Origin of the sequence: Lutimonas saemankumensis, assembly GCF_020171465.1 — a bacterium.
GTDB classification, from domain to species: Bacteria; Bacteroidota; Bacteroidia; order Flavobacteriales; family Flavobacteriaceae; genus Lutimonas; species Lutimonas saemankumensis.
The window spans coordinates 58,405-81,967 of sequence record NZ_JAIUZR010000004.1 but is presented as its reverse complement, the minus strand read 5'-3'; the positions used below and the strand labels follow the sequence as shown (position 1 = coordinate 81,967).

Annotated in this window: 22 protein-coding genes, 1 tRNA gene and 1 pseudogene; 4 read left to right on the top strand and 20 right to left on the bottom strand. The window is 37.2% G+C overall.

Annotated features, from left to right (window positions below; genetic code table 11):
* Positions 1-152 precede the first annotated feature (152 nt).
* The 8 genes from LCM02_RS15955 to LCM02_RS08215 form a co-directional block, all read right to left on the bottom strand.
* Positions 153-1,199 carry a hypothetical protein gene (locus LCM02_RS15955; RefSeq protein ID WP_224927913.1) on the bottom strand — a complete coding sequence of 349 codons (1,047 nt, stop codon included), beginning with the start codon at positions 1,197-1,199 and terminating at the stop codon, positions 153-155.
* Entirely contained in the window at positions 1,196-1,447 is a 252-nt protein-coding gene (locus LCM02_RS08245) for a hypothetical protein (protein ID WP_224927912.1), read from the bottom strand. Before LCM02_RS08245 ends, LCM02_RS15955 begins: the two co-directional genes overlap by 4 nt.
* Positions 1,448-1,473: 26 nt before the next feature.
* On the bottom strand, positions 1,474-1,908 hold the full coding sequence (locus LCM02_RS08240) for a DUF6090 family protein (protein WP_394369935.1): 435 nt from the start codon (positions 1,906-1,908) through the stop codon (positions 1,474-1,476).
* 246 nt (positions 1,909-2,154) lie between these two features.
* On the bottom strand, positions 2,155-2,949 hold the full coding sequence (locus tag LCM02_RS08235; RefSeq protein ID WP_224927908.1) for a DUF6090 family protein: 795 nt from the start codon (positions 2,947-2,949) through the stop codon (positions 2,155-2,157).
* A 5-nt stretch (positions 2,950-2,954) separates the two neighbouring features.
* Positions 2,955-3,752: a DUF6090 family protein gene (locus tag LCM02_RS08230; protein WP_224927907.1), complete on the bottom strand. Its 798-nt coding sequence runs from the start codon at positions 3,750-3,752 to the stop codon at positions 2,955-2,957.
* A 228-nt stretch (positions 3,753-3,980) separates the two neighbouring features.
* The gene (locus LCM02_RS08225) at positions 3,981-5,030 is read right to left on the bottom strand and encodes a hypothetical protein (protein ID WP_224927905.1); all 1,050 of its coding nucleotides are present in this window, start codon (positions 5,028-5,030) and stop codon (positions 3,981-3,983) included.
* Positions 5,031-5,093: 63 nt separating this feature from the next.
* A complete protein-coding gene (locus LCM02_RS08220; protein WP_224927903.1) occupies positions 5,094-6,197 on the bottom strand; it encodes a hypothetical protein in 1,104 nt (367 codons plus the stop codon).
* Between the two features lie 218 nt (positions 6,198-6,415).
* Positions 6,416-6,673, bottom strand: coding sequence for a hypothetical protein (locus tag LCM02_RS08215; RefSeq protein WP_224927901.1), 258 nt, complete (start codon positions 6,671-6,673; stop codon positions 6,416-6,418).
* 610 nt (positions 6,674-7,283) lie between these two features.
* Between LCM02_RS08215 and LCM02_RS08210 the strand changes: the two genes are divergently transcribed.
* Positions 7,284-7,838, top strand: a complete 555-nt coding sequence (locus tag LCM02_RS08210) for a hypothetical protein (protein WP_224927899.1) — start codon at positions 7,284-7,286, stop codon at positions 7,836-7,838.
* A gap of 334 nt (positions 7,839-8,172) precedes the next feature.
* Here the strand turns inward: LCM02_RS08210 and LCM02_RS08205 are convergent, their stop codons facing one another.
* From LCM02_RS08205 to LCM02_RS08165, 9 genes and pseudogenes are all read right to left on the bottom strand, one after another.
* A complete protein-coding gene (locus LCM02_RS08205; protein WP_224927897.1) occupies positions 8,173-8,604 on the bottom strand; it encodes a hypothetical protein in 432 nt (143 codons plus the stop codon).
* Between the two features lie 305 nt (positions 8,605-8,909).
* Positions 8,910-9,059, bottom strand: a pseudogene (locus tag LCM02_RS08200) (DUF6090 family protein); the annotation flags it as partial.
* A 567-nt stretch (positions 9,060-9,626) separates the two neighbouring features.
* Complete coding sequence (locus tag LCM02_RS08195) at positions 9,627-9,959, bottom strand: TonB-dependent receptor plug domain-containing protein (protein WP_224927893.1); 333 nt, start codon at positions 9,957-9,959, stop codon at positions 9,627-9,629.
* Between the two features lie 420 nt (positions 9,960-10,379).
* Positions 10,380-11,846 (bottom strand): InlB B-repeat-containing protein, encoded by a 1,467-nt coding sequence (locus tag LCM02_RS08190; protein ID WP_224927891.1) that lies wholly within the window; start codon positions 11,844-11,846, stop codon positions 10,380-10,382.
* Positions 11,847-12,220: 374 nt separating this feature from the next.
* A tRNA-Arg gene (locus LCM02_RS08185) sits at positions 12,221-12,294 on the bottom strand.
* A 63-nt stretch (positions 12,295-12,357) separates the two neighbouring features.
* Positions 12,358-12,597, bottom strand: a complete 240-nt coding sequence (locus tag LCM02_RS08180; protein ID WP_224927889.1) for a putative signal transducing protein — start codon at positions 12,595-12,597, stop codon at positions 12,358-12,360.
* Positions 12,598-12,636: 39 nt separating this feature from the next.
* A complete protein-coding gene (locus LCM02_RS08175) occupies positions 12,637-12,789 on the bottom strand; it encodes an SsrA-binding protein (protein WP_224927887.1) in 153 nt (50 codons plus the stop codon).
* A 61-nt stretch (positions 12,790-12,850) separates the two neighbouring features.
* Complete coding sequence (locus tag LCM02_RS08170; protein ID WP_224927884.1) at positions 12,851-14,575, bottom strand: M56 family metallopeptidase; 1,725 nt, start codon at positions 14,573-14,575, stop codon at positions 12,851-12,853.
* 3 nt (positions 14,576-14,578) lie between these two features.
* Entirely contained in the window at positions 14,579-14,950 is a 372-nt protein-coding gene (locus tag LCM02_RS08165) for a BlaI/MecI/CopY family transcriptional regulator (RefSeq protein WP_224927882.1), read from the bottom strand.
* A gap of 135 nt (positions 14,951-15,085) precedes the next feature.
* Between LCM02_RS08165 and LCM02_RS08160 the strand changes: the two genes are divergently transcribed.
* Entirely contained in the window at positions 15,086-16,033 is a 948-nt protein-coding gene (locus tag LCM02_RS08160; protein WP_394369942.1) for a calcium/sodium antiporter, read from the top strand.
* Between the two features lie 95 nt (positions 16,034-16,128).
* On the opposite strand, the gene LCM02_RS08155 is transcribed toward LCM02_RS08160, so the two are convergent.
* A complete protein-coding gene (locus tag LCM02_RS08155) occupies positions 16,129-17,139 on the bottom strand; it encodes a glutamine synthetase beta-grasp domain-containing protein (RefSeq protein WP_224927878.1) in 1,011 nt (336 codons plus the stop codon).
* A 173-nt stretch (positions 17,140-17,312) separates the two neighbouring features.
* Between LCM02_RS08155 and LCM02_RS08150 the strand changes: the two genes are divergently transcribed.
* Complete coding sequence (locus tag LCM02_RS08150) at positions 17,313-19,499, top strand: glutamine synthetase III family protein (protein WP_224927876.1); 2,187 nt, start codon at positions 17,313-17,315, stop codon at positions 19,497-19,499.
* A gap of 74 nt (positions 19,500-19,573) precedes the next feature.
* Entirely contained in the window at positions 19,574-19,885 is a 312-nt protein-coding gene (locus LCM02_RS08145; RefSeq protein WP_224927874.1) for a rhodanese-like domain-containing protein, read from the top strand.
* A gap of 56 nt (positions 19,886-19,941) precedes the next feature.
* Here LCM02_RS08145 and LCM02_RS08140 read toward each other — a convergent pair whose 3' ends face one another.
* Positions 19,942-20,910, bottom strand: a complete 969-nt coding sequence (locus LCM02_RS08140) for a GSCFA domain-containing protein (RefSeq protein WP_224927872.1) — start codon at positions 20,908-20,910, stop codon at positions 19,942-19,944.
* Positions 20,911-20,916: 6 nt separating this feature from the next.
* Positions 20,917-23,529, bottom strand: coding sequence for an alanine--tRNA ligase (alaS, locus tag LCM02_RS08135; protein WP_224927870.1), 2,613 nt, complete (start codon positions 23,527-23,529; stop codon positions 20,917-20,919).
* Positions 23,530-23,563: the final 34 nt, after the last annotated feature.

Sequence of the window (23,563 nt, the reverse complement as noted above, 5' to 3'; positions counted from 1 at the left end):
AAGGAAAACTTCAAAAACCTAATATCCAATGATATAAATCAAGTGGGGTATTGATCGTGGTCAATGTAACGGCTCCGATGGTTAAGGAATTCCGTTATTATAATATTGGGAATCTGGAGTTAGATAGAATGATCGAGGAGTTGGGGGAATAATTAGCGGACCTTTTTAATCTTTAGGATAAAATTAGGCCCTTGACTGTATCTGATGCCCTCAATATTGCCTTGATCATCAAATTCTAAATAATATATTCCTGCAAACCGGTCATCTATAAAATGATACTTATCAAATGGTATTATTTCGGTTCTGGTATTTGGTCCATCGGGCCGGTAGCCATACCAAAATAGTTTATCTTCTTCAATAGTTATAGCTATTGAATCATCAAGAACATAATTCTTGACTGAACACCATTTTGCATCATATTTTCCTAGGTAGTGTTTATAATCATTGGGATTATATTCGTACAGTAAGGAATCTGAATGTTTAAATTTGATACTATTCAAATAATGAAAGATATCTTGATAAACTCTGGTGGCCATTAGAACATATTCTTGAAGCGCCCATCTGTAGCTACTAGACAAATCGAAATTTTCCGCTGCCATTTTTAAATATTCGGGATCATTTGAGAAGAAATTTATAATCCTTTCATCATCCAAATTATTGAAAACCCAGATATTATACCAATCGTAAGTTTTGAATTTTTCTAAGTTATTCTCCTTTTTCTCTATATATTCCTCCTCTAGATACTCAATGTTACCTTTAGAAACCCCATAAATCCATCTCAATTTATCCAAAATAGAATCTTGCTTACTTGTCAAATTAATGGTTTGATTAAGTTGCTCGTAAGATTTATTTCTTGCTGGCCAAACAGGATGAAACATTAATAATCGATTTAAACTGTTATAATTTTTAAATTTTAAACTATCGATAAAGAGTTTTTGATAGATTGAGTCCATTCTTATGAATTCACCAATAAAAAAGCGTGACATCCCAATATTAAACATAAGTTCCTGCTCAACTTCGGCCAGAGTCTGATTAAACTTTTTCTGTTCCTTTTTTTCCTGATTCCAGTTATTGATGTAAAGTGCAATTAAAATACCAACCACAACAAGCACAATCTCTCCAATGGCATATCTGCTATACTTGAAGAATTGATTATTTGCGGCAAGACGCCATCGTATTTTACGGAAAAATGGGATCACTTCTGTAATTTAGACTGAATTAAATTTACTACTTCGGTCATATCTTTAATCAACTGTTCTTTAATTCTAATGGACCAATCTGTATATGACAATCTTTGAGAAATAATATTTAGATAAACCTCATCTTGCATTATTGTGTTTTTATTTGTTGGGATTAACTTGTTTTTACCTGCCTCAAAATTTTGTAATTGATGACTCATCTGTGTCGGTCTCAAAGCTCCTTCAAGCCTGCTCAGGGTAACTATCATATCCTCAATTGAAACCTCGTATAGATCTATAATTTTTTTTTAAGCTCCGGTGATGATATGAAATCCAAACCCTTAATTTTTACTTCCTCATAGGCAGCGAAAGACAATCTCGGATCTGGAAATTTGCGTGCATTGTGAAAATGTTTTTGCAAAGAATCATGATAAGGAATGTTTTCTTTATGAACCTTTACTAAAATGTTTATTGAATTTACGGCATTTTTATGCCATATAATATCTCTGGTTAATAGCTCTTGGTTTCTAATCAAATCTGATGTTAGATTTTTTAAAAGAGCTGTTCCAATTTCTCTTCTCTTCCTTTCCTCGTTCCAATTGTTAATCTGAAGAGCAATGAGTATACCTGTCACAACAAGTACAATCTCCCCAATGGCATATCTTAAGTATTTCAAGAACTGATTATCTTGCGCTAACTGGTAGCGTATTTTACGGAAAAATGGTAGCATCTGCTAAGTTTGAAAACTAAATATAGTATCAGTGGTTCAGATGTAATAATGGTTAAGGACGAATGGCATCATTTCACTTCCGAATGGATTTGATTATTTATCGAGATGTCTAAACGATTTTCATTTCCCGCGGTAGGGAAATTCCGTTATTATAATTTTTGGAATATGGAGTTGGATGAAATGATTGAGGGGTTAAGCAAAAGTTTTGTATCCGGCTCCCGAAGACGACCTCAATGAGCTTTTGATTTAGTCATCAAGATTTTGATCAATGATAGCAATAACTCTCTCAACTTTTTCTTTCAGGATTTCTGATGAAAGCTGACCGCTTATAGCCCATAAATTTATGAGTGAAAGCAAACTTTCAAATTCTGGATCTTTCAACAATCTGTCATATTTTAATTCCGCTACGGATGAATTTCGATTGATTCTCCATGCCTTATCAAAATACGTATTGTTATCCCAAAGGGTTTCTACGATATAATTGTCGGATAACAGCAAAGTATGTTTTTTGGTTAAATAAGGATTTAACTGAAAAACTATGATATCCTGAAGCGCATCTTCCTTTCGCCGGAGATCATCTAATTCTCCGGTCCAATTTGAAAGGGACTTTCGGAGTGATCCATTCTGAATAATGCTCAGTTGCCCAGAGCTAATAATGTTTTCCAAAACTCCTGTCTTGGGTTCAAAATTCGGAATATATCTACTTAATCCGATCAGGCTGTCAATTTCAGAGTACTTGACCAGAAAGCGAGGGTCCATGATTAATGAGTCAAATCTCCTGAGCCCATTTAACTGAATCTGCCTTTTACTTATGACCGAATTAATCGTGTTTAAATTTTCTTCAAATTCTTGTTTGAGATTAAACAGCAATCTTTTCTCGAGTTCCCTTTCTTTTCTCTGCTCATTCCAATTATTGATTTGAAGTGCAATCAATATCCCAATTACAACAAGCACAATCTCCCCAATGGCATATCTGCTGTATTTGAAGAACTGATTGTCCTGGGCTAAACGCCAGCGTATTTTACGGAAGAAGGGGAGCATAATATTCAGGGTTTATTCAATTCATTTGAAATTTGATGAATTAATCTTTCGGTGCTTTTTTGGAGTGAATTTTCATTATAGATGAACAAGTTGAGAGTTGCTGCAGAAATATTCATGTAGTTCTCTATTGCCACGATCAAACCGGCAGAATCTGTGATTCTATCTTTTAAAAGGGAATAGGATTCATTGTTAATCGAGCTGATGTTATTCTTAATAAGAGCTTCTCGATAATTGTTTTGTATCTCCATTACAATACGGTCTTGAAAATTCTGATATTCGGTAACCAATAAGTAATGTTCTTGGATGGCGGATTTGAGATCCTGATTTTTAATGATGTCTATTTTACCTGTTGAAAGTAATTCTTGAAAAGCAATATCAGATTTGTAAAAAAGACTTATTACCAGAATATTGAAAAATTGCTCGCCCAATGTATTGGGATTATTGAATTGATTGGCTTTATGTTTTTTTAACGCATTTGAATATGCTTCGCCATCTTTTATGCGCCCGATGTTCGCCTTTCCCAGGGAATCCAAAACTTGCGTACATCTGATAAGTGTCTCCTCATGAACGCTGGTCGAGGCTTTAACATTGTAAAGATCTCTGTTTAAATTTTGAACCAACCTCTGGAGATATGTATTTTCTTCTATCCTGTTGATCCTTTCTTTATTCCAGTCATTGACCTGTAATGCTATTAGTATACCTATCACAACTAAAACTATCTCCCCAATGGCATATCGGGAATATTTCAAGAACTGATTATCTTGCGCTAACCGGAAGCGTATTTTACGGAAGAATGGGAGCATCTGCTGAGTTTGATAACTAAATATAGTATCCGGGATTCATTCATTATACTCATCAAGGACGAATGGTATCATTTCGCTTCCGAAAGGGTTCGATTACTTATCGAGATGTCTAAACGATTTTCATTTCCAGTGGTTGGGAAATTGCGTTATTTTTTTATTCACAATATGGAGTTAGATGAGTTGATTGAGTGGTTGACCGAATATCCATTTAGGGTTTGAGGAGAATGATCATCTTACTTTTTCAAGTGAATAAACCCATTCAGGACCGGCACTGAATGTTATGCCTGAAACCTCTCCGTGTTCGTTAATTTCTAAATGATAGATTCCCGCAAAAAAGGGAGTCCTAAAATGATATTTGTTTATTGGCGAGATCTCCATTTTTCTACCGTTTCCATCCTGCCGATAGGCTGTCCAAAACAACTTGCCTTTTTCAGTGGAAACAATAACAGAATCATCAAAAACAAAATCTTTATGAGAACACCATACTGCATTATATTTCCCAAGGTAATGTTTGTAATTTTTGGGATCATATTCAAATAACGAGGAATCATTATGTTCTAGTCCAAGGCTATCTAAGTATCTGCTAATACTTTTAAAAACTGGAATTGCGTGACTGTCGTAATGCTGTAAACTTTCTCTGTACTCTGTTACCCATGTAAAATTCTCTAAAACAAGATTCCTGCCTTCATCATTCATGGTAAAAAAATCTGCAAATCTGTCATCATATTTATAAAATTGCCAATTTTCACACCATTCGTGTTTCTTGAAAATTTCTAAACGGGCCTCTTTTAATTCGGTCATTTTCCTGCTGTGATCATCAATTTCAATTTCGCCGTTACCAAGTTTAAAATCAATCAGCTTATCCCTCATAGCTTCTTGCTCGGTGGATAAGCGAATCAACTGATTAAGTTTTTGAAAAGCATCATCTCGAATTAATGATTTGACAGAGCCCCCGAAAAGTCTTCTATACAAGTAAATATTATCGGCAAACCTAACCGAGTCAATGAAAAAATTCAGACACAATGAGTCATACTGCGCAAAACCATGGATCGTTTCTCTTGCAAAGGAAATGTTGTCAACTATCTCCTTCTCCACATCCACCAAGATCTGGTTGAATTTATCCTGTTCTTTACGCTCCTCATTCCTATTATTGATCTGCAGTGCAATCAATATCCCCAGGACAACCAACACAATCTCACCAATGGCATATTTCAAATACTTAAAAAATTGGCTATTGGCTAAAAGGTCTCGTCGGATTTTACGGAAGAAGTGAAGCATTTGAAGTGATCGTTTTGTTTTAATTAGGATTTGAATTTGGGATCGATGAAGGAAGAATCTACCTTAGTTAAGTTTTATAAATCTGGGCCGTTTCTCTTTGTTTGGACCAAAATCACCTATTAAAATTAGTTCAACCTTATCGGTCTTTTCATTGCGGATAAATTTGTTCAGGACGCCTTCAGTTTCTCCCTGGGCTTCATAAAAAGCTATATATGAATCCGTTGAATATGGACGTATTTCCATCGAATCAATTAAAAACTCATTCCAATAAATATTGAGCCTTAGTGAATCATTTTTACTTTTTATCACGGCGTTCACACGATCTTCATCGGATGCTAAGGTGATTTTTTCATTTGTATAGTTCCCCATGAAATGAGAATAATTGTCAATATTGTTTACTATTATTGGGTCTGGAGTTTCATTCAAGTAAAAGGCTATCTCTTTATAAATATCAACTGCTCTTGTTCTAAAACCCAGGATGCTCCTTAAATGATTTCGATACCCGACGTTAATAAAATCCCGCACTTCGTTCAGGTAAAAAGGATCATTCAGAAAGTAATAAATTATTTCTTCTGAAAAAACATGGTCAATATGACTGGCCGAAGATGGATCTCCTAAATCCGAGTACCACGACTTTTCATCTTTTAACTTTTGACGGAAATCGTTTGCCATTTGGGCAAGATTATTATTCTGGATCTTCACTTTTGACAAGTCAAGTCCATATAGGTTTCTTAATTGGTTCAATAGATCGTCCTGTTTTGAGTTAAAGGACTCGTTGCTTTCTATTAATTGCTTGAATGCACTCTCCTGAGCTTCCACATCAACATTGATATGTGTTATAAGTCGGCTATAACGGCTGTCAGACTCGTAGTCCCTGTACGTAGCTTTTCCCTTAATTACGTTGTAAAAGACCGAATCTAAATTAACATAGGAATCAATGGCATAATTAGTTCGGGAAATATTGTAGAGCAACTCCTTCTGAACCTGTGAGAACAGGAGTCTCACTCTTTCTTGAGACTTTCTATCCTCGTTCCAGGTATCGACCTGAAAGGCGATTAAAATACCAATCACGACGAGTATTATTTCACCAATGGCATATTTCAGATACTTAAAAAATTGGCTTTCTTGAATTAGTTTGTGCCTTATTCGCCTAAAGAAGTTGATCATAGTTTAATTGTTAAAGCCTCCGCGCTGCCTGGCCCTATCGCTAAAAATGTCTACCAGACATTTTCTTTACGCTCAGTCCTGGAAGAAGTGAAGCATACGATCTGGATTGACCTTTAAAGGTAACTACCTGATCTAAAAATTACTATGATAATTGTCAGGGGAGAGCTATAAGGTTATCAGCGCCGATGGTTGGGAAATTCCGATATGTAGAATGTCTCTTAATTCTTAGAAAGCAAATACATTTCTTTGATTAAATTCTCTGGATTTTGGTTGCCGGTAAGGTCAGTGAGTCGTTTCCGATACTTGAAGATTACCGTGTCATATTTATAGGGGTTTTTGGGGTCTAAAACACTTCTCAAACTGTGAATGCTCCCTTCAAGATAAACAATGTTCATCACTCGCCTCCACTGGTCAGAATTGAGATTCAATGAACCGTGTTCGTTTAGTATTCCGGCAAAGTATTTTGTATAAATCACCTTCCAAAATTACTAAGAAGGTACTGTAAGTGTTGATTAGGTTTGTACCATTATGGCAAGAAAAAAGAGCCAGTTGTTAGACTGACTCCTTTCGTTGCCCTAACGAGTATTTGATATCCTTCTGAACTTTAAATCGTAATTATCCTCCACAGCAACTTTAAAGTCTTTTGTGTCCTGCTCGCTAAGAGAATGAAACGTAAGCTCCCCTTTCCAAACTTTCAAAAATGGATGCATGAAAATATTCACTTGGCCAAGCGAGATTTGATCGACTCTACATCTTTAGTTATCCCTTTGATACTTCTCTTGATAGCTTTATCCTACGCCCATTGATTCCAAAACGAAGCTAATACTCACAAGATCACCGCTGCAAGTGCTGGTATGAAACCTTCCCAAAAATCTGTCAAAATCATAACTTAAAAGATTTAGACCCTAAAGTTCCAAATAATTATGGAGGCTTTACATGACTTCAGTCAGGTAAAAATTTGCCTTCGACAATGGAGGGGTTTTTATTGATAACAATCAATGAATTAATTGATTATGGTCATTTTTACTCCTTCTGATTCTGTGTAATTTGGAAGTTTAATTTCAAAACAATCTAAAATTAAACATTATGAAAAAAATATTTTTTTTAGTGGCCGGAGCATTCTTCCTTTTCGTTTCCTGCCAATCCGAAGACCTGCCAATTGACGAGGCGGCAAAAAGCGCCAAGGCCAAAAAAGTCACCAAAAACATCACCTTCAATTCTTACCAAGGATTGATCGAATATGTTCCGGACACATTAGGTTGTGATTTACTATTTTTGCAAACAGGATATGGCCAAGCCAGTCATATCGGAGCCTATACTTTCGTGAATACAGCTTGTTTTACTCCTTTAGGTTTGACAGGTTTTAAAGGCGTAATGATCGCCGCAAATGGAGATGAGATTCATTATACTACAGCCGATCCTTTTGTCGAATGTGAAAATGATGAAATCCCAATCCCTGGATATTGCCCAGGTGAACCGGCAACCTTTAACTATGACATCACAGGAGGAACCGGAAGATTTTTAGGAGCCACAGGATCGTTAGAATTTTACGGCATTTTTCAACCTATAGATGAGGGTTCCGGATTACCGGAAGGCGAATTCGAAATTTTCAAAAACGGATGGGGAGAAATCACCTATTAATTTGATCCTTTAAAAGATATTACAATTAACAAATCAAACTTTTTTAAGGCCTCTCCATCTCTGGAGGGGCTTTTTTTACATGGTTATGTTGTTTAATATTTGATACAATAATACCTTTCTAAATTCAACAACTAACCAACATTTCTTGTCATATGAGTAAGGTTCAAGATTATATCCAAGAGAATATCTGTCTGGCTTGTGAAGAAAAACCTTATTAATTTAAGCTTAATTTAGATTTAAAAACCCCTCCATTTCTGAAGGGGTAGTGAATACTCATCTTTGGAGGGAGGAAAAGGAAAGATCTATTATAAACAAATCAATGTCTTTATTACGGCTAAAGTACACCATCTTTAACAGTTGCCCAGGTTCCAATAGCAATCGCAGCACCAATACCTAATACTGGAATTGCTATTGAAAGTGCATTAGAAGCGCCTTTGTTTTTTAAATGAATATTACTGAGTTCTTCCTGAGATATTTGGACGTAAGTGAAATTCTTTATTCCAGCATCCATTTTTTTTCTATCTGAAAGTCTCCGATAGGTGTCTGATTTAATCTTTGTTAAACCATAACATTCAGTCCCAAAAATCTTGATCTTTTTGAATTTATAAGGATCGTCATTATTAATGTCCAGCTTGACTTTATCATTAGTTGCTATCGCCTCATCAACAGAGCTGGAATAATTATGATATACGGTACAACTTTGAAGCAGAATAAGAAAGGAAAGAATTTTAGCGGCCCACTCGATGCTTTTTTTGATTGTTTTCATGTCAAATTGTTTAATGGGTTGGAAAATCAAGTTAACACCATTTTAATCTTGTTACGATGATTTGGGACAATGGATAAATTGATTCTCATCAACAAAAACCCTTTTCATTTCTGGATAGTTTGAACGAAGTATGAGATTAATTAATGATCAATTCTCAAAGCTGTCGACACAGTTCCGCCAGATCCTGTTCCCTCTTGACTTTTTTAAAAGCGAAAGGACTTCCGTTTTTTATTGACGTGAATTTTAGGAGATTTTATCGAATTATGTCCTGGTGTGATTTTAATTCATTTTTTATTGATAATATCCTTCCTTTCCTCGTTCCAATTATTTATCTGAAGCGGAATCAATATCCCAATCACAACAAGGGCTATCTCTCCAATGGCATATCTACCATACTTGAAGAACTGATTATCTGGCGTTAGTCGCCAACGTATTTTACGGAAGAAGGGGAGCATTTGCTAAGTTTGATAACTAAATATAGCATCAGCTGATCAGATGAAATAATGGATGCTGGAATAAAGAATTTCGCTTCCGAATGGGATATATTATTTATCGAGATGAGTATAATTAACTTCATGTCTGATAAGAATCAAGAGCGGTATTGATCAAAATCAATGGGGTTATTACCGATAAATTCTAATTTTAGAGGAAAACCTATTTAAGGATGAGGAAGATCTGTTCCATATACTCTATTTTTCTTTTCGTTACTTTCTTGGGATTTGGTCAAAACAGCGAATTAAACAAAAAAAGATCGAAGCAATTTTAATGGTTCTCGGAAAGAGAAGATAAAGCATTTCTTAAAAGTGCCAAAAAGAATAAATCAATTAAGTATCAAAGAAGGCTCAACAAATACTACAAGGATAAGAACAAAGGTAAGTTTGAAGTACTCAATCCCAGGTGGTATATACAATCAGAAATAATGCTCCTCGAACTAATAGAGAATCAAAGTGAACAAACTTCTGAAGAACCCACTTCTAAAAAGTCTAAATCATATTAGACCCTGCCAATAGGTAAGGGAAACCCTACTTCAATTTTATATTGATTACTCCATTGGATCCACGAAGCCCATAACGGGCTAATTCATGAGGTTTTTTATACACCTCTACCGATTTAACATCTTGAGGATTTATACCGTTTTGGACGCTTTGAAAATCTTCCGAATAGGGAACTCCATTTAGTAAAAACAATGGTTCAGAAGATTGATTATTGAAATAATTATCAGGTTCCTCAACTGCATGAGTGAAAAAACTTCCGGTCATTACTATTACCTGGGTATTGTTACCTGACCCTTGAACAACAACTCCTGATAATTGTTGTATTATTTGGGCCATAGACGTCTCATATTTTGATTCCACAATTCTTGGATTTGAATTCTTATTTCCTTGAATATCGGGTTCAGAGTAACTTGAATCATTTGACGTTGCGCAACTGAAAAAGAGTATACTACAAAGAATTATGAATGATATTATTTTTTTGAAGACCATAATATTGTATTTGTGATAGTGAATTAACTTCGTTCGATAATCATAATACTTTTGATTGACTTGTCATTAAGGACCAAGAGCCAAGTGAAAAATATTTTTTATCATGACATAAAGGAACATCACAAAAAGCTAATATCCAATGATATAAATCAAGTGGGGTATTGATCGTGGTCAATTTAGACCCGGTGCCATAGTAAGAAAAGATAGCTGTCAATTTTTGGGAGTGGTGGTAGAAAAACCCGAATATAAAAAGCATATCCGGGTTTATTTACTTATCGAGAAAAGGAAAGTTTATTCGTCACAATCCATGGAAAATTCTACTCCTTCATCTCTAAGCCATATGGCCAATCCGGGGTTTTCTACTTGTTCTAATTGTGTTTCATTTACTTTAACACAAGAGAGAGGATTATTCCTAATGTCCAGTAAAAGAATGTTTCCCAATGACGTAAGGTCAAGATCATCTAATTCATTGTCTTTGACATCCAATAAGGATATATGAGGATTTTTAGATAGGTTTATATTCGTTATATTATTTTGATTGCAACGCAGTCTTTGTAAACTTATAAAATCTTCAATTCCATTGAGACTTTGGATGTTTCGGTTTGATACATCCAATTCTTCAATTCTGCTGATTACCTGAGTCAGTACGTAATTATCCAATTGATCATCGTATCCCAGATCAATAAGGGCTTGTTCAAAATCATTATCTGGAATGTAGGTTTTGTTTGTGAGTCCTTCCTGAAAGATTGCATAGAGAAAAAGGTGATCTGTATATTGTGCCCATAAAGCCTCACTTAGATTGAATTCAATTGGGTTTTCAGTAATAAGAAAATCTCCCATTTCATTATCCATGATACCATATAAATATACAAAGTATGAACCCTCTTTTGCATGAGCGGTCAGTCTCACATCTGAATCACCCGGTGAAGGGTTTTCAATCCATTCTTTTTCAACGGTTCCATTTCCGAATACCCAAATGCTTATCGGAATTTCAACAGTTATTTCAAATTTTGCTTTTATGGTCATGGCCTGATCCATTTTTAGTTGAATCGGATTTTCTGTTGTAGTAAGGTCGCCGCTCCAACCAACAAATATCCAGCCGGCATCCGGTATTGCGGTAAGTTGAACGGTTGTTCCTGGATCGTAATCTGTTGAGGAAGATTTAGCTTGAACTATTTCTTCCTTCACTGTTCCATTTCCTTCGATTTCTATTTCTAATGCATATGAAACCTTTTCGAATTTTGCTGTTATAGTCATGGCCTTATCCATTTCTATCTGTATAGGATTTTCCGTACCGCTAAGATCACCGCTCCAGCCAACAAACTCCCATTCATCTTCGGGTACCGCTATGAGCTTGACGATTGTTCCTGATTCATAATCAGTGGAGGAGGATTTGGCGAGTACGATTTCCTGATTAACTGTTCCCTGACCAATCACTTCAATGGTCAATGAATAATTAACTTTTTCAAAAACAGCAGTTATTGCCTTGTTCTTGGTCATGGTTATTTTCAAAGGGTTTTCATCACCAACCGCATCTCCTTCCCAATGTTTAAAAATGTACTCAGGGTTTGCAGTTGCTTTGAGTTCAATCTCAGATCCTTCTGTAAACATTCCGGATTCAGGTGAAACGGTTCCTGTTTTTTCGGGTACACAGTTAGTTGTTAGGCGAAATTCAATTGGGTCATCTTCAGTACAAAGTACCAGCAGTGTTAAAAGAAGTGTGTAGCTAAGGATTCTAAAGTTGATTCTTTTTTTCATGATCCATATATTTTAGAGAATCATAAAATTAAACTAGCATCCAATTAATATAAATGATTACAATCAAATAAAATGTTGATATTCATCATTAAATACCCTGATGAGGGTATATGAAAAATTCAAAAAAATATCCGTTAAAATATCAACCTGGTTTATGGAAAGAAAAACCCCTTCAGGTTTATAAGAGGAATATGGAGTTAGATGAAATGATTGAGATGGACAGGATTATTTCATGATCCTTAGGAGCTCCGAATTCCGAAAAGAAATCCCTCTCCTTCGTCGAATGGGCTTTTTGTTTATTCTTATCGTTCAAGTTGCACTTGACTCAACACCAAACAAAAAGCCCAGCGTTCCGCTGAGCTTTCTTTTCTTAGTGACCTCGACAGGATTCAAACCTGTAACCTTCTGAGCCGTAATCAGATGCGCTATTCAGTTGCGCCACGAGGCCTTAATTATTTGGGCTGCAAATATATTTCTTTTTTGTAAAACAGGAAAAAAAATCGTCTAAAAGTTATAGATTCATGGCTTCCTTAAAGGAGGCGAGTATTGGCTTGGCTTTTTCCATGTCTTCTTCGTAAATAAAGAGCTCTACCTGGGAAGGAGAACCTCCGTAAAAACCGGCCCTAAGCCCGGATTGAAAGTTATTTTTTACCATGGAGGGGATCCCGTTGTCATCCAGGTCCAGCTGTAGGCGTTGAATTTCAATTAATGATCCTGTAAAAAATTTGATGTGTCTTGATTGATCGTCCATAACAAAGCGTTTTCTTAAAGATACAAAAAAGCTTGCATTTTAGTCCAGGCTGTTTCGCGTTACATAGTATCGCCATCCTATCAGGGCCATCTGCCATTTTTTGGCTTTGCTCATATCCACCTCTCTTTTTCCAAGGCTGGGCAAAATGGCTTTATTCACTTTAGCCAATAGTTTGAATAGTTGTTTTTTCATAGGGTAAAAATAAAAAATCGCCTGGAAAAAGGCGATTTTTTTAGTTTATTATGTGTCAGCCCTATTTCTTGGTCTTGATGATAACAACACCATCTTTGGCTTTTTCACCGTATTTTTCAACGGCTTTATCTCCCTTTAAAACCTCAACGGTTTCAATATTTTTAGAATCGATATCCTTTAAGCTGCCTCCTTCAATTTCCTTTCCATCAACGATCATCAAAGGCTTTTCACCGTCTTCACTGATAAACATGGCATGGGTTCCGGATTTGTGCTTATCTCCAATTATTTTAACTTCTATTTCCTTATCATCTTCATGAATTCTTTCGATAATCACCTTTTTATCCGAATCGGTATCTTCGTCTATTTCAATGATCTTGATCTTCTTTATTTTCGTGGTGTCACCCTCTTTGGTAACCCAAACATTATGATCTCCGCCCCCGTGGACTTCTTCAATAATTTTTTTCCCGTTAACCATTTTAACGTGGGTAGTGCCTCCGTCTTCTGTTACATATACAAAGCTTTGTTCATCTTTTGTCATATCACCACTGGTGGTTACAATTACTTTTTTGTGAATTTCGTCGCCATTCGTGGTAACAAAAACATTATGATCTTTCATGCTTTCAAGATTTCCAACGGCAAGCGCCCCCTTGTCATCAAATTTGATACTGATAGGTTTTATTGGAGCCGATCCCATCTGTTCGATCTGGGTTTTATTATTTTGCTTGTTCGATAAAGAAATTTGAATACCTATGATTTCATTGTTGTCATTGTATCTTAATTTCTTGTAATTCATGGTAATTCCATCTTTTAAGAGTTCAGACTTTAAATTTTCAAGGTCACTTTTTTGAAAATCCTTGGTGATGATCTCTACCTCTAGTTTGGTCTTCCATTTTACTTTGTTCTCTGAAGTCCATTCCACATTCTTTTCTTTTTTCTGTTGGGCAATTACTTTAGTATTGAACGTGAATACGAATGCAAACAACAATGGAATGATAAACATGAATTTGATATACATGAATTTGTTTGATTTGTTTTGGTGTAACATTTTGATTCTTTTTTTAATGATTGAGTTATAAAAATTACTTGTTAATGCGAATGAATAGTTTGGTGTTACTGTTTTTAAGAGCAGGTATTGATAAGATTCCTGACAATTATCTTTTAACTGAGCCCCTTGATCGGCTATAAACTCCAGGTTTTTTTGGATTTCCTTTTGCAGCATCCAGGCAACCGGGTTCCACCAGTTGAAAATGATCAGCAACTGGGTCAAAAGGATATCAAAACTGTGATATTGTGAGGCGTGTACTTTTTCATGGGCTATGATCTGTTCTTTTTCATCCTTGTTAAAACCGTTTTTTGGATAAATAATATATTTAAAAAAGGAAAAAGGACTTGTCGAACCCGAGGATTCGATCAGTACAAAACCATCTTTTCTCTTTTTGGAATAACGGAATATAAACCTGAAAAGTGATCCGAGCTGAATCAGAAATCGAACCCCGAAGAACAGCACGCCCGTTCCATAGGCAACATAGATTAAATTCCAAAGGTCAAAGGGGCTGGAAGTGTCAGCGGGAATCACTTCCCGGGTATCGGTACTAACTGTATTCGAGATGATGGTATCAACATATACGTATTCAGGAATTACCACCAGGGGTAAAATAGCAGCCGCTGCAATGGCCACTAAAAAGTAGGCTCTAATAGCATTAAAAAATGTTTCTTTTTCAAGAAATAGTTTGTAAACTATATAGAACAAACCCAGTATGGCCGAAAATTTAACGAAATACTCCATGGTTTACGCTTTTTTATTTTGGTTCTTTTCGATGATCGAAATGATCTCCTTTAATTCACTGACACTTATTTTTTCTTCTTTGGCAAAAAAGGAAACCACATTTTTGTAGGAATTCTCAAAATAGTGCTGTATGGTTTTATGCATAAAGGTTTTTTTATAATCTTCCTGGCTGATCGCAGGATAGTACTGATGAGATTTTCCAAAAGCACTGTGATTTATAAAACCCTTTTCCTCCATATTTCTAACTATGGTTGAAATGGTATTGTAATGCGGTTTTGGTTCGGGTAATTCCGCCACAATTTCTTTGACAAAGGCCTTCTTTAAATTCCAGAGGACCCTCATGATTTCTTCTTCTTTGTTGGTGAGTTTTTCCATGTAATGATAATTCTGGACCAAATATAAACTAAAAAAGTAGTTATAAAACTAAAAAAGTAGTTATTTAACAAAAAATTAAGAGGAACATATTTTTGAATTCAATCATTTGTATCAACTATATTTGTCAAAATTTGCATTATGAATTATTTGATGATCCTTGGTGGATTTGCACTTTTGATCCTCGGGGGGAACTGGCTGCTTAAATCGGCAGTTTCGCTGTCTCTTAAATTGCAGATACCAAAGATTGTCATCGGAATGACGGTTGTTTCCTTTGCAACATCGGCTCCGGAATTAATTGTAAGCCTTAAAGCCGCTCTCGACGGCCATGCAGATATTGCTCTCGGAAATGTGATTGGATCAAATATTGCCAATTTAGGTTTTGTTCTTGCCATCGTAGTCATGGTCTCCACCATTCAGGTTCAAAAGAGTTTTTATATAACCGATTGGCCGGTAATGATGTTCTCCTCACTGGTCCTATATGGATTTTTTGCATTCGATGGCATAATTCAGCGATGGGAAGGCCTGATATTGTTCATTATGCTTACGGTGTTTTTGATATACCTTTTGAAATTTCAAAAAGCAGCCGTTATTGATGAGATGCCCGAGGATGATGAGGATTTTCCAATAGGCCCTACCTTGCTCTTTCTTCTTATAGGTTCTGTTGGATTATGGGCCGGGTCCGAATTGCTTATTGAAGGAGCCGTTAATCTTGCAAAACAATATGGAGTTACAAAACGTCTTATTGGAGTAACCATTATTTCAATTGGAACCAGTATCCCGGAACTGGCGGCCTCAATGGTGGCCGTGGTTAAAAAAGAAAAGGCAATTTCGCTTGGAAATTTACTGGGATCAAATGTCTTCAATATACTCGCTGTTTTGGGAATAACGGCAATGGTAACGCCAATTACTGCCAAGGATCAGGGCCTGATAGAATTCGATATACTTTGGATGCTTTATTTTTCTCTGGTTATCTTTCCTCTCGTGTTTGTTCCTGCTAAAATGAAATTGTCATGGAGAGAGGGGTTCATCCTTTTAGGAAGTTATATCATATTTATAAGTTTACTCGTTAAGTCACTTCAGTAGGGGTTTGAATGATATCTCCAGAGGCAGACAAAGCCTTGTAAAAAGAAAAAACCTTCTCAATTGAGAAGGCTTTTCCTTAACCAAAATTAAATATTTTAGATCTTGGCAGATTTTACTGTTTCGATAATTCTACCTGCAATCTTATATGGATCTCCGTTTGAAGCTGGTCTACGATCTTCTAACCATCCTTTCCATCCGTTCTCAACTGTGATAATCGGGATACGAATAGAAGCACCTCTGTCAGAAATTCCATAGCTGAAGTCAGAAACGTGAGCTGTTTCATGCAATCCTGTCAATCTTTCATCATTATAGGCACCGTATACTTCAATATGCTTATCTGCTACTGGTCTGAAAGCCTCACATATTTTTTCATACACTTCCTGAGAACCACAAGTTCTTAGTGTCGTGTTTGAGAAGTTGGCATGCATACCAGAACCGTTCCAGTCACCTTTTACAGGTTTTGGGTGTAATTCTATATAGTAACCATAGCTTTCAGTCAATCTGTTTAATAAGTAACGTGCTACCCAGATCTCATCACCGGCTTTTTTCGCACCTTTTGCAAACAACTGGAATTCCCATTGTCCCGGAGCAACTTCCTGATTGATACCTTCAAAGTTTAATCCTGCAGCGATACAAAGGTCAGCGTGTTCTTCAACAAATTCTCTACCCCAGGTATATCGACCACCAACTGAACAGTAGTACTTTCCTTGTGGGCCAGGGAAACCACCTCTTGGGAATCCTAATGGAAGATCAGTTTCAGTATCCATTAAGAAATATTCCTGTTCAAAACCAAACCAGAAATCGTTATCATCATCATCAATTCTCGCTCTTGCATTTGACGCATGAGGTGTTCCGTCTGCATTGAGTACCTCCGCCATTACCAACCATCCGTTGTCTCTTGCAGGATCAGGATAGATAGCAACAGGCTTTAATAAACAATCTGATGATCCTCCTTCTGCTTGCTCAGTTGAAGATCCATCAAAAGACCAAACTTTACAATCTTCTAATTTCCCGCTAAAATCATCTTCGATTTTAGTCTTACTTCTCAACTCTTGAGTAGGTTGGTGTCCGTCTAACCAAATGTACTCTAATTTCGATTTGCTCATAAATTTCTAGATTAATTAATTTTTCGTCGCAAATATAAATATAATAAACACACATCAAAAATATTGGGGGTAAATTAGTTCAACTAGATATTATTTTTATGAATACCCAATTTTTTGAGGGGTACATTTAAAAAATCAGTATTTTTAAACCCGAAATTTTTAATTTTTAATGTATGTCGACTTTCAGATCGAGAGCCTTGGCTCAAACCTTTAGCAGAAAACTCAGGCCCGTAACAGAAACACAGCACAGGTCTGAATATTTTGGAAGCCATGTTTTTAATGAGGAAACCATGAAACAATACCTTACAACTGAGGCTTTTAAGGGTGTTATGAATGCGGTGAGTCACGGATCCAACATTGACAGAAAGATAGCTGATCAGGTGGCCAACTCAATGAAAAACTGGGCCCTCGAAAAAGGAGCCACCCATTATACGCACTGGTTCCAGCCTTTGACAGGGGGAACGGCAGAAAAGCATGATGCTTTTTTTGAACTGGGAAAAGATGGAAAAGCCCTGGAAAGGTTTGGTGGGAATGAACTGGTTCAGCAAGAACCGGATGCATCGAGTTTTCCGAGTGGAGGAATTCGCAACACTTTCGAAGCAAGAGGATATACGGCATGGGATCCGACTTCTCCAGCTTTTATTTACGGAACAACACTCTGCGTACCTACAATTTTTGTTGCCTATACAGGAGAGGCACTTGATCATAAGACACCCTTGCTCAGGGCCTTGCATGCGGTTGATAAACAGGCCACAGGAGTTGCCAGGTATTTTGATAAAAATGTATCTAAAGTAAATGCCTCCCTTGGATGGGAACAGGAATATTTTTTGATCGACAAAGCTTTGGTCATGTCCAGGCCCGATATGGTTTTAACCGGGCGTACCTTATTGGGGCAGACATCGGCAAAGGGCCAGCAGCTCGATGATCATTATTTCGGCAGTATTCCTCAACGCGTAATAAATTTTATGATAGAACTGGAGACCGAATGCATAAAGCTTGGAATTCCGGTTAAGACAAGACACAATGAGGTGGCTCCAAATCAATTTGAAATAGCAGCCATACATGAAGAAGCCAATTTAGCAGTTGACCATAACGCGCTTTTAATGGATATCATGGGTAAGGTTGCCTCCAAACATGAGTTAAAGGTATTGCTTCATGAAAAACCTTTTAAAGGGATCAATGGATCAGGAAAACACAATAACTGGTCCCTGAATACGGATAGCGGCGTGAATCTTCTTAGTCCTGGGAAAACGCCGATGAGGAATCTTCAATTCCTGACCTTTTTCATTAATACGATCAAAGCAATTTATACCTATGAAGAGCTCATGCGCGCAGAGGTAGCATCGGCAAGTAATGATCACAGGCTGGGGTCCAATGAAGCACCGCCTGCCATTGTTTCCGTTTTTATTGGGGAACAATTGACAACGGTACTAAAAGAACTTGAAAACGTAACGGATGGTAAACTGTCACCTCAGGAGAAAACAGACCTGAAACTAAATGTAGTGGGTAAAATTCCTGAAATCCTTTTGGATAATACGGACCGCAACAGAACTTCTCCTTTTGCTTTTACGGGGAACAAATTTGAATTCAGGGCCGTTGGGTCCATGGCCAGTTGCGCCAATTCCATGACTGTATTGAACACAATCGTAGCCAAACAATTAAAGCGTTTCAGAGAAGAAGTTGACAAATTGATAGACAATAGATCCTTTAAAAAAGACGAAGCTATTTTCAATGTTTTAAGAGAATATATCAAGGATTCAAAAGACATTCTTTTTGAAGGCAACAGTTATGGGGAAGATTGGGAAAAGGAAGCGATGAAAAGGGGGTTGAGCAACCATAAAACTACTCCGGAAGCCATTAGGGCAAAGATCAGTGATAAAGCCATGAACCTTTACAAGGAGATGGAGGTAATGAATGAAACTGAAATTTTTGCACGCCATGAGATAGAATATGCGGCCTATTCATTAAGAATTCAACTTGAAGGCAGGGTACTTGGGGATATAGCCATGAATCATGTTATTCCCACGGCCGTGAATTATCAAAACACCCTGATCAGAAATGTTAAAGGGCTGAAGGAGGTTTTTGGCAAGGAATTTGAAAGCGTTGCTAAAGAGCAAATGGATTTGATCAAAAAGATTTCCGAACATATTTCGGGTATTACGCAAAAGACAAATGCAATGGTAGAGGAGCGCAAGAAGGCGAATATTGTGAAAGAAGAAGGTATAAAGGCCAGTTTGTATTGTAACAAGGTAAAGCCATATTTTGAGCAGATAAGAAATCACTGTGATAAACTTGAACTCATGATCGATGATGAATTATGGCCCTTGGTAAAGTACCGAGAAATGTTATTTACACGTTAATTGTAACGACCGTTACTTTTAATTGGGAGATTTTTCAGACATTTGCACAGAATTTTTTAATAAGAAGAAGAAATATGGGATTATTTAATTTATTTGGAGGAAGTACCAGTGTTGATTCAATTGAACAGTATTTGGAGAAAGGTGCTGTTGTTATCGATGTGAGGACAATTGAGGAATTTGAACAAGGTCATGTGCAAGGTTCAAAGAACATTCCTTTAAATACCATTGGAAGTCGTGTGGAAGAGATCAAAAAGCTCAACAAGCCTGTAATTACTTGTTGCAGAAGCGGAGCGAGGAGCGGTTCAGCCGCAACGATTTTGAAACAACATGGAGTGGATGCCATTAACGGCGGTCCTTGGGGTAATGTTGTGAACTGTATAAAATAAAGAAGACCAGGATATAAAAAAAAAGGGAAGCCAAACGGCTTCCCTTTTTTTATGTACTAGTTTGAAGTTTCAAAGTGTTCATCAAATTCTACCCCCGGAATTCTCTTTTTAAGATCCCGGATCCTGCCCTCCAGGTTTTTCAGAAATTTTTTATGAGGCTCCGAATCGGGGTCAAAAGGTTTGTGTGCAAGCGATTTCTGAACTTTCTCGATCTCAGTCATGTCATTTATGGACGAGTCATTGATCCAGGACCTTTTAAATAGGTCCCAGATATAGTCCACAGCCATTTCATTGGGATGAACCAGGTCCTGTTTATAAAACCTGTAGTCTCGCAGGTCGTCCATCATGATTTCGTAGGAAGGGAAATAACATATTTCTTCTTCTTTTTTTAGCTCATGGATTGCCTTATGAAGAAGGGCCTTACTCAAGGTGTTTTCAATGAATCCGTCCTTTATATGACGAACAGGACTCACTGTAAAGATGAATGTGCATCCATGATTTACTTCCCTGATCAGGGTAATGATGGTTTTCAAAGTAATGAGAATATCCTCTGAGCTCAATAGTTCCTTTGTAAACTCCTTTTGAGGAATTTTATGACAGTTACCTACAATCCTTTTGTCACTATGGAATCTATAAACCCAGGAGGTGCCCAAGGTTATGATTATATGAGTAGCTTTTTGAATGGCTTTTTGGCCGTCCAGAATGTTCTTGTTGATCCTGCCGAGTACCAGGTCAGGATCTGCGTGGTCAAAGCTCCCGTGATGATAAAGGCTCATCCATTTATTTTGATGAAAATGCAGGTCTTTGCGTTCAAAAGCTGTTCCAGGAACGCAATACTGTACAGCATTCTTTATGGATACGGGATTAAATAGGATTCCAAAGGGATTTGTAAAATTCCGGAATTTATAATAATCAAATTTAGCCGATATTTCTTCAGAAAAACAGGAGCCGATCAATACAATTTCAGACTGGTGATCGATCTGCACCGACCCTTCCGGAATATCTATCTCAGTTCTGAACTTCATAAATTCTTAAGCTAAGAGTTTTTCAGCTGCCTCAATAGCATCTTTTAATCCGGATGGATTTTTACCGCCGGCTGTTGCAAAGAAAGGCTGGCCACCGCCTCCACCTTGAATAAAACGTCCTAATTCCCGAACTATGGTACCCGCATTCAGATTCTTTGTTTCCACCAGATTTTTTGAGATATAGACCGTAAGAAGGGCTTTTCCGTTCAAATCAGATCCACCGATAAAGAATAAATCATCAACTTCTCCGGCTATTTCAAAGGCAATGTTCTTCATGGACGCCGCATCGGTATCCAGCAGGCTTCCAATAAAATTCACCCCGTTGATCATCTTTTTATTTTTGATGAGGTCATCCTTGAATGAAGCCGCTTTTAGTTTATTAAGCTGCTCAATCTCTTTTTTAAGTTTTACGTTTTCTTCCTGTAGGCTTTGAATTGACTTTACAGGGTCAGAAGGGTTTTTAAGTGCGGTTTTGATCTTGCCAAAAGTTTCCTCCTGATCAAAATAATAATCGCGTACAGCATCGTTGGTGATAGCCTCTATTCTTCGTATTCCGGAAGCAATTGCACTTTCACTCATGATCTTAAAATGCCATAGGTCACTTGTCTGATTCACATGAGTTCCGCCACAAAGTTCTGTTGATTGGCCAAATTTGACGGTTCTTACGGTGTCACCGTATTTTTCACCAAACAGCATGATGGCACCCGATTTTTGAGCCTCAGCCATGGGTACATTTCGGTTTTCCTCAAGTGAAATATTCTCTTGTATTCTGGAATTAACAAATTGTTCAATCTCTTTTAATTCTTCAGCGCTTACCTTTGAGAAATGAGAAAAGTCAAACCTCAGGTTCCTGGCATGGACCGCCGAGCCCTTTTGTTCAACATGGGTCCCCAGTATAGTTCTTAATGCCTGATGAAGAAGATGCGTTGCCGTATGGTTGCACATCGTTCTAAAGCGTTGTTCCTTATCCACTACTACCTTGAATATATGGCTGGTGTCATCCGGTAGATTCTTGGTGTAATGAAGAATGAGGTTGTTTTCTTTTTTTGTGTCAAGAATGTAGATCACGTCACCGTTTCTGCTTTCAAGATATCCTTTATCTCCTACCTGGCCTCCACCTTCGGGATAAAAGGGGGTCATGTTAAAAGCAAGCTGATACATCTCACCATCTTTCTTAGAGGTCACTTTACGATACCTTGTAATTTTAACTTCAGCCTCAAGGTAGTCATAGCCAATGAATTCCTGCTCTTTGTCATCAATGAGAATATTCCAGTCATCTGTATCCACAGCGGCGGCTGCTCTTGAACGAGATTTTTGCTTGGCCATTTCCTGGTCAAATTCAGACTCGTCAAATTCCATGCCTTTTTCACGTAAGATCAAAGAGGTCAGATCTTTTGGAAATCCATATGTATCATAAAGTTCAAAGGCTTTTTTTCCTGAGATCTTTTTCTTGTTCGAACCAGAGATAATCGTATCGAGCATGACCAGTCCCTGATCCAGCGTTCTCAGGAAGGATTGCTCTTCTTCCTTGATCACATTGTGAATAAGGTGTTTTTGGGCAACAATTTCAGGGAAATTATCTCCCATTTGCTTTTCAAGAATGTCTGCCAGCCTGAAAATGAAAGGTTCTTTTTTGTTTAAAAAAGTAAATCCATAACGTATGGCTCTTCTGAGGATCCTGCGAATAACATAACCTGCGCCGTTATTTGAAGGCAGCTGCCCGTCTGCTATTGCAAAAGCAACTGCTCTTACATGGTCGGCAATGACACGGATTGCCACATCCGTTTTTTCTTCTTTACCATAAACGGAATCTGTAATTGTTTCAATTTCTCTGATGATAGGCGTAAAAACATCAGTATCATAATTTGACTTTTGATTTTGTATGACCATACAGAGTCTTTCAAAACCCATCCCGGTGTCCACGTGTTTTTCAGGAAGCTTTTCAAGTGAACCGTTAGCTCGCCTGTTGAATTCCATAAACACAAGGTTCCATATCTCTATAACAAGAGGGTGGTCCTTATTGACAAGGTCCTTTCCCGGAACCTTTTTCTTTTCCTCTTCAGATCGTATATCTACATGGATCTCACTGCATGGGCCACAAGGGCCCTGCGCGCCCATTTCCCAAAAATTATCTTTTTTATTTCCCTTGAGAATTCTATCAGCGGGAATGTGTTTTAGCCAGTAGTTCTGAGCTTCTTCATCAAAGTCAAGTTGATCTTCCTTATCTCCTTCGAATACGGTTACGTACAAACTGTCTTTTTCAATTTTAAATACTTCTGTTAACAATTCCCAGGCCCATGCAATGGCTTCTTCTTTAAAATAGTCACCAAAACTCCAGTTTCCAAGCATCTCAAACATGGTATGGTGATAGGTGTCCATCCCAACTTCTTCCAGATCATTGTGTTTCCCGGATACACGTAAACACTTCTGCGTATCAGCTACTCTTGGTTTTTCAGGCTCCTTTTGTCCTAAAAAATATTCTTTAAAAGGGTTCATCCCAGCGTTAACAAACATAAGGCTGGGGTCGTTTTTATTGACAAGAGGTGCCGATGGAACTATTTTGTGCTGTTTTGAAGCAAAGAAGTCCAAAAATTGTTTTCTGATTTCCTGTGAAGTCATAAAGTATTATTAAAAGCCGTAACCACAGTTATAT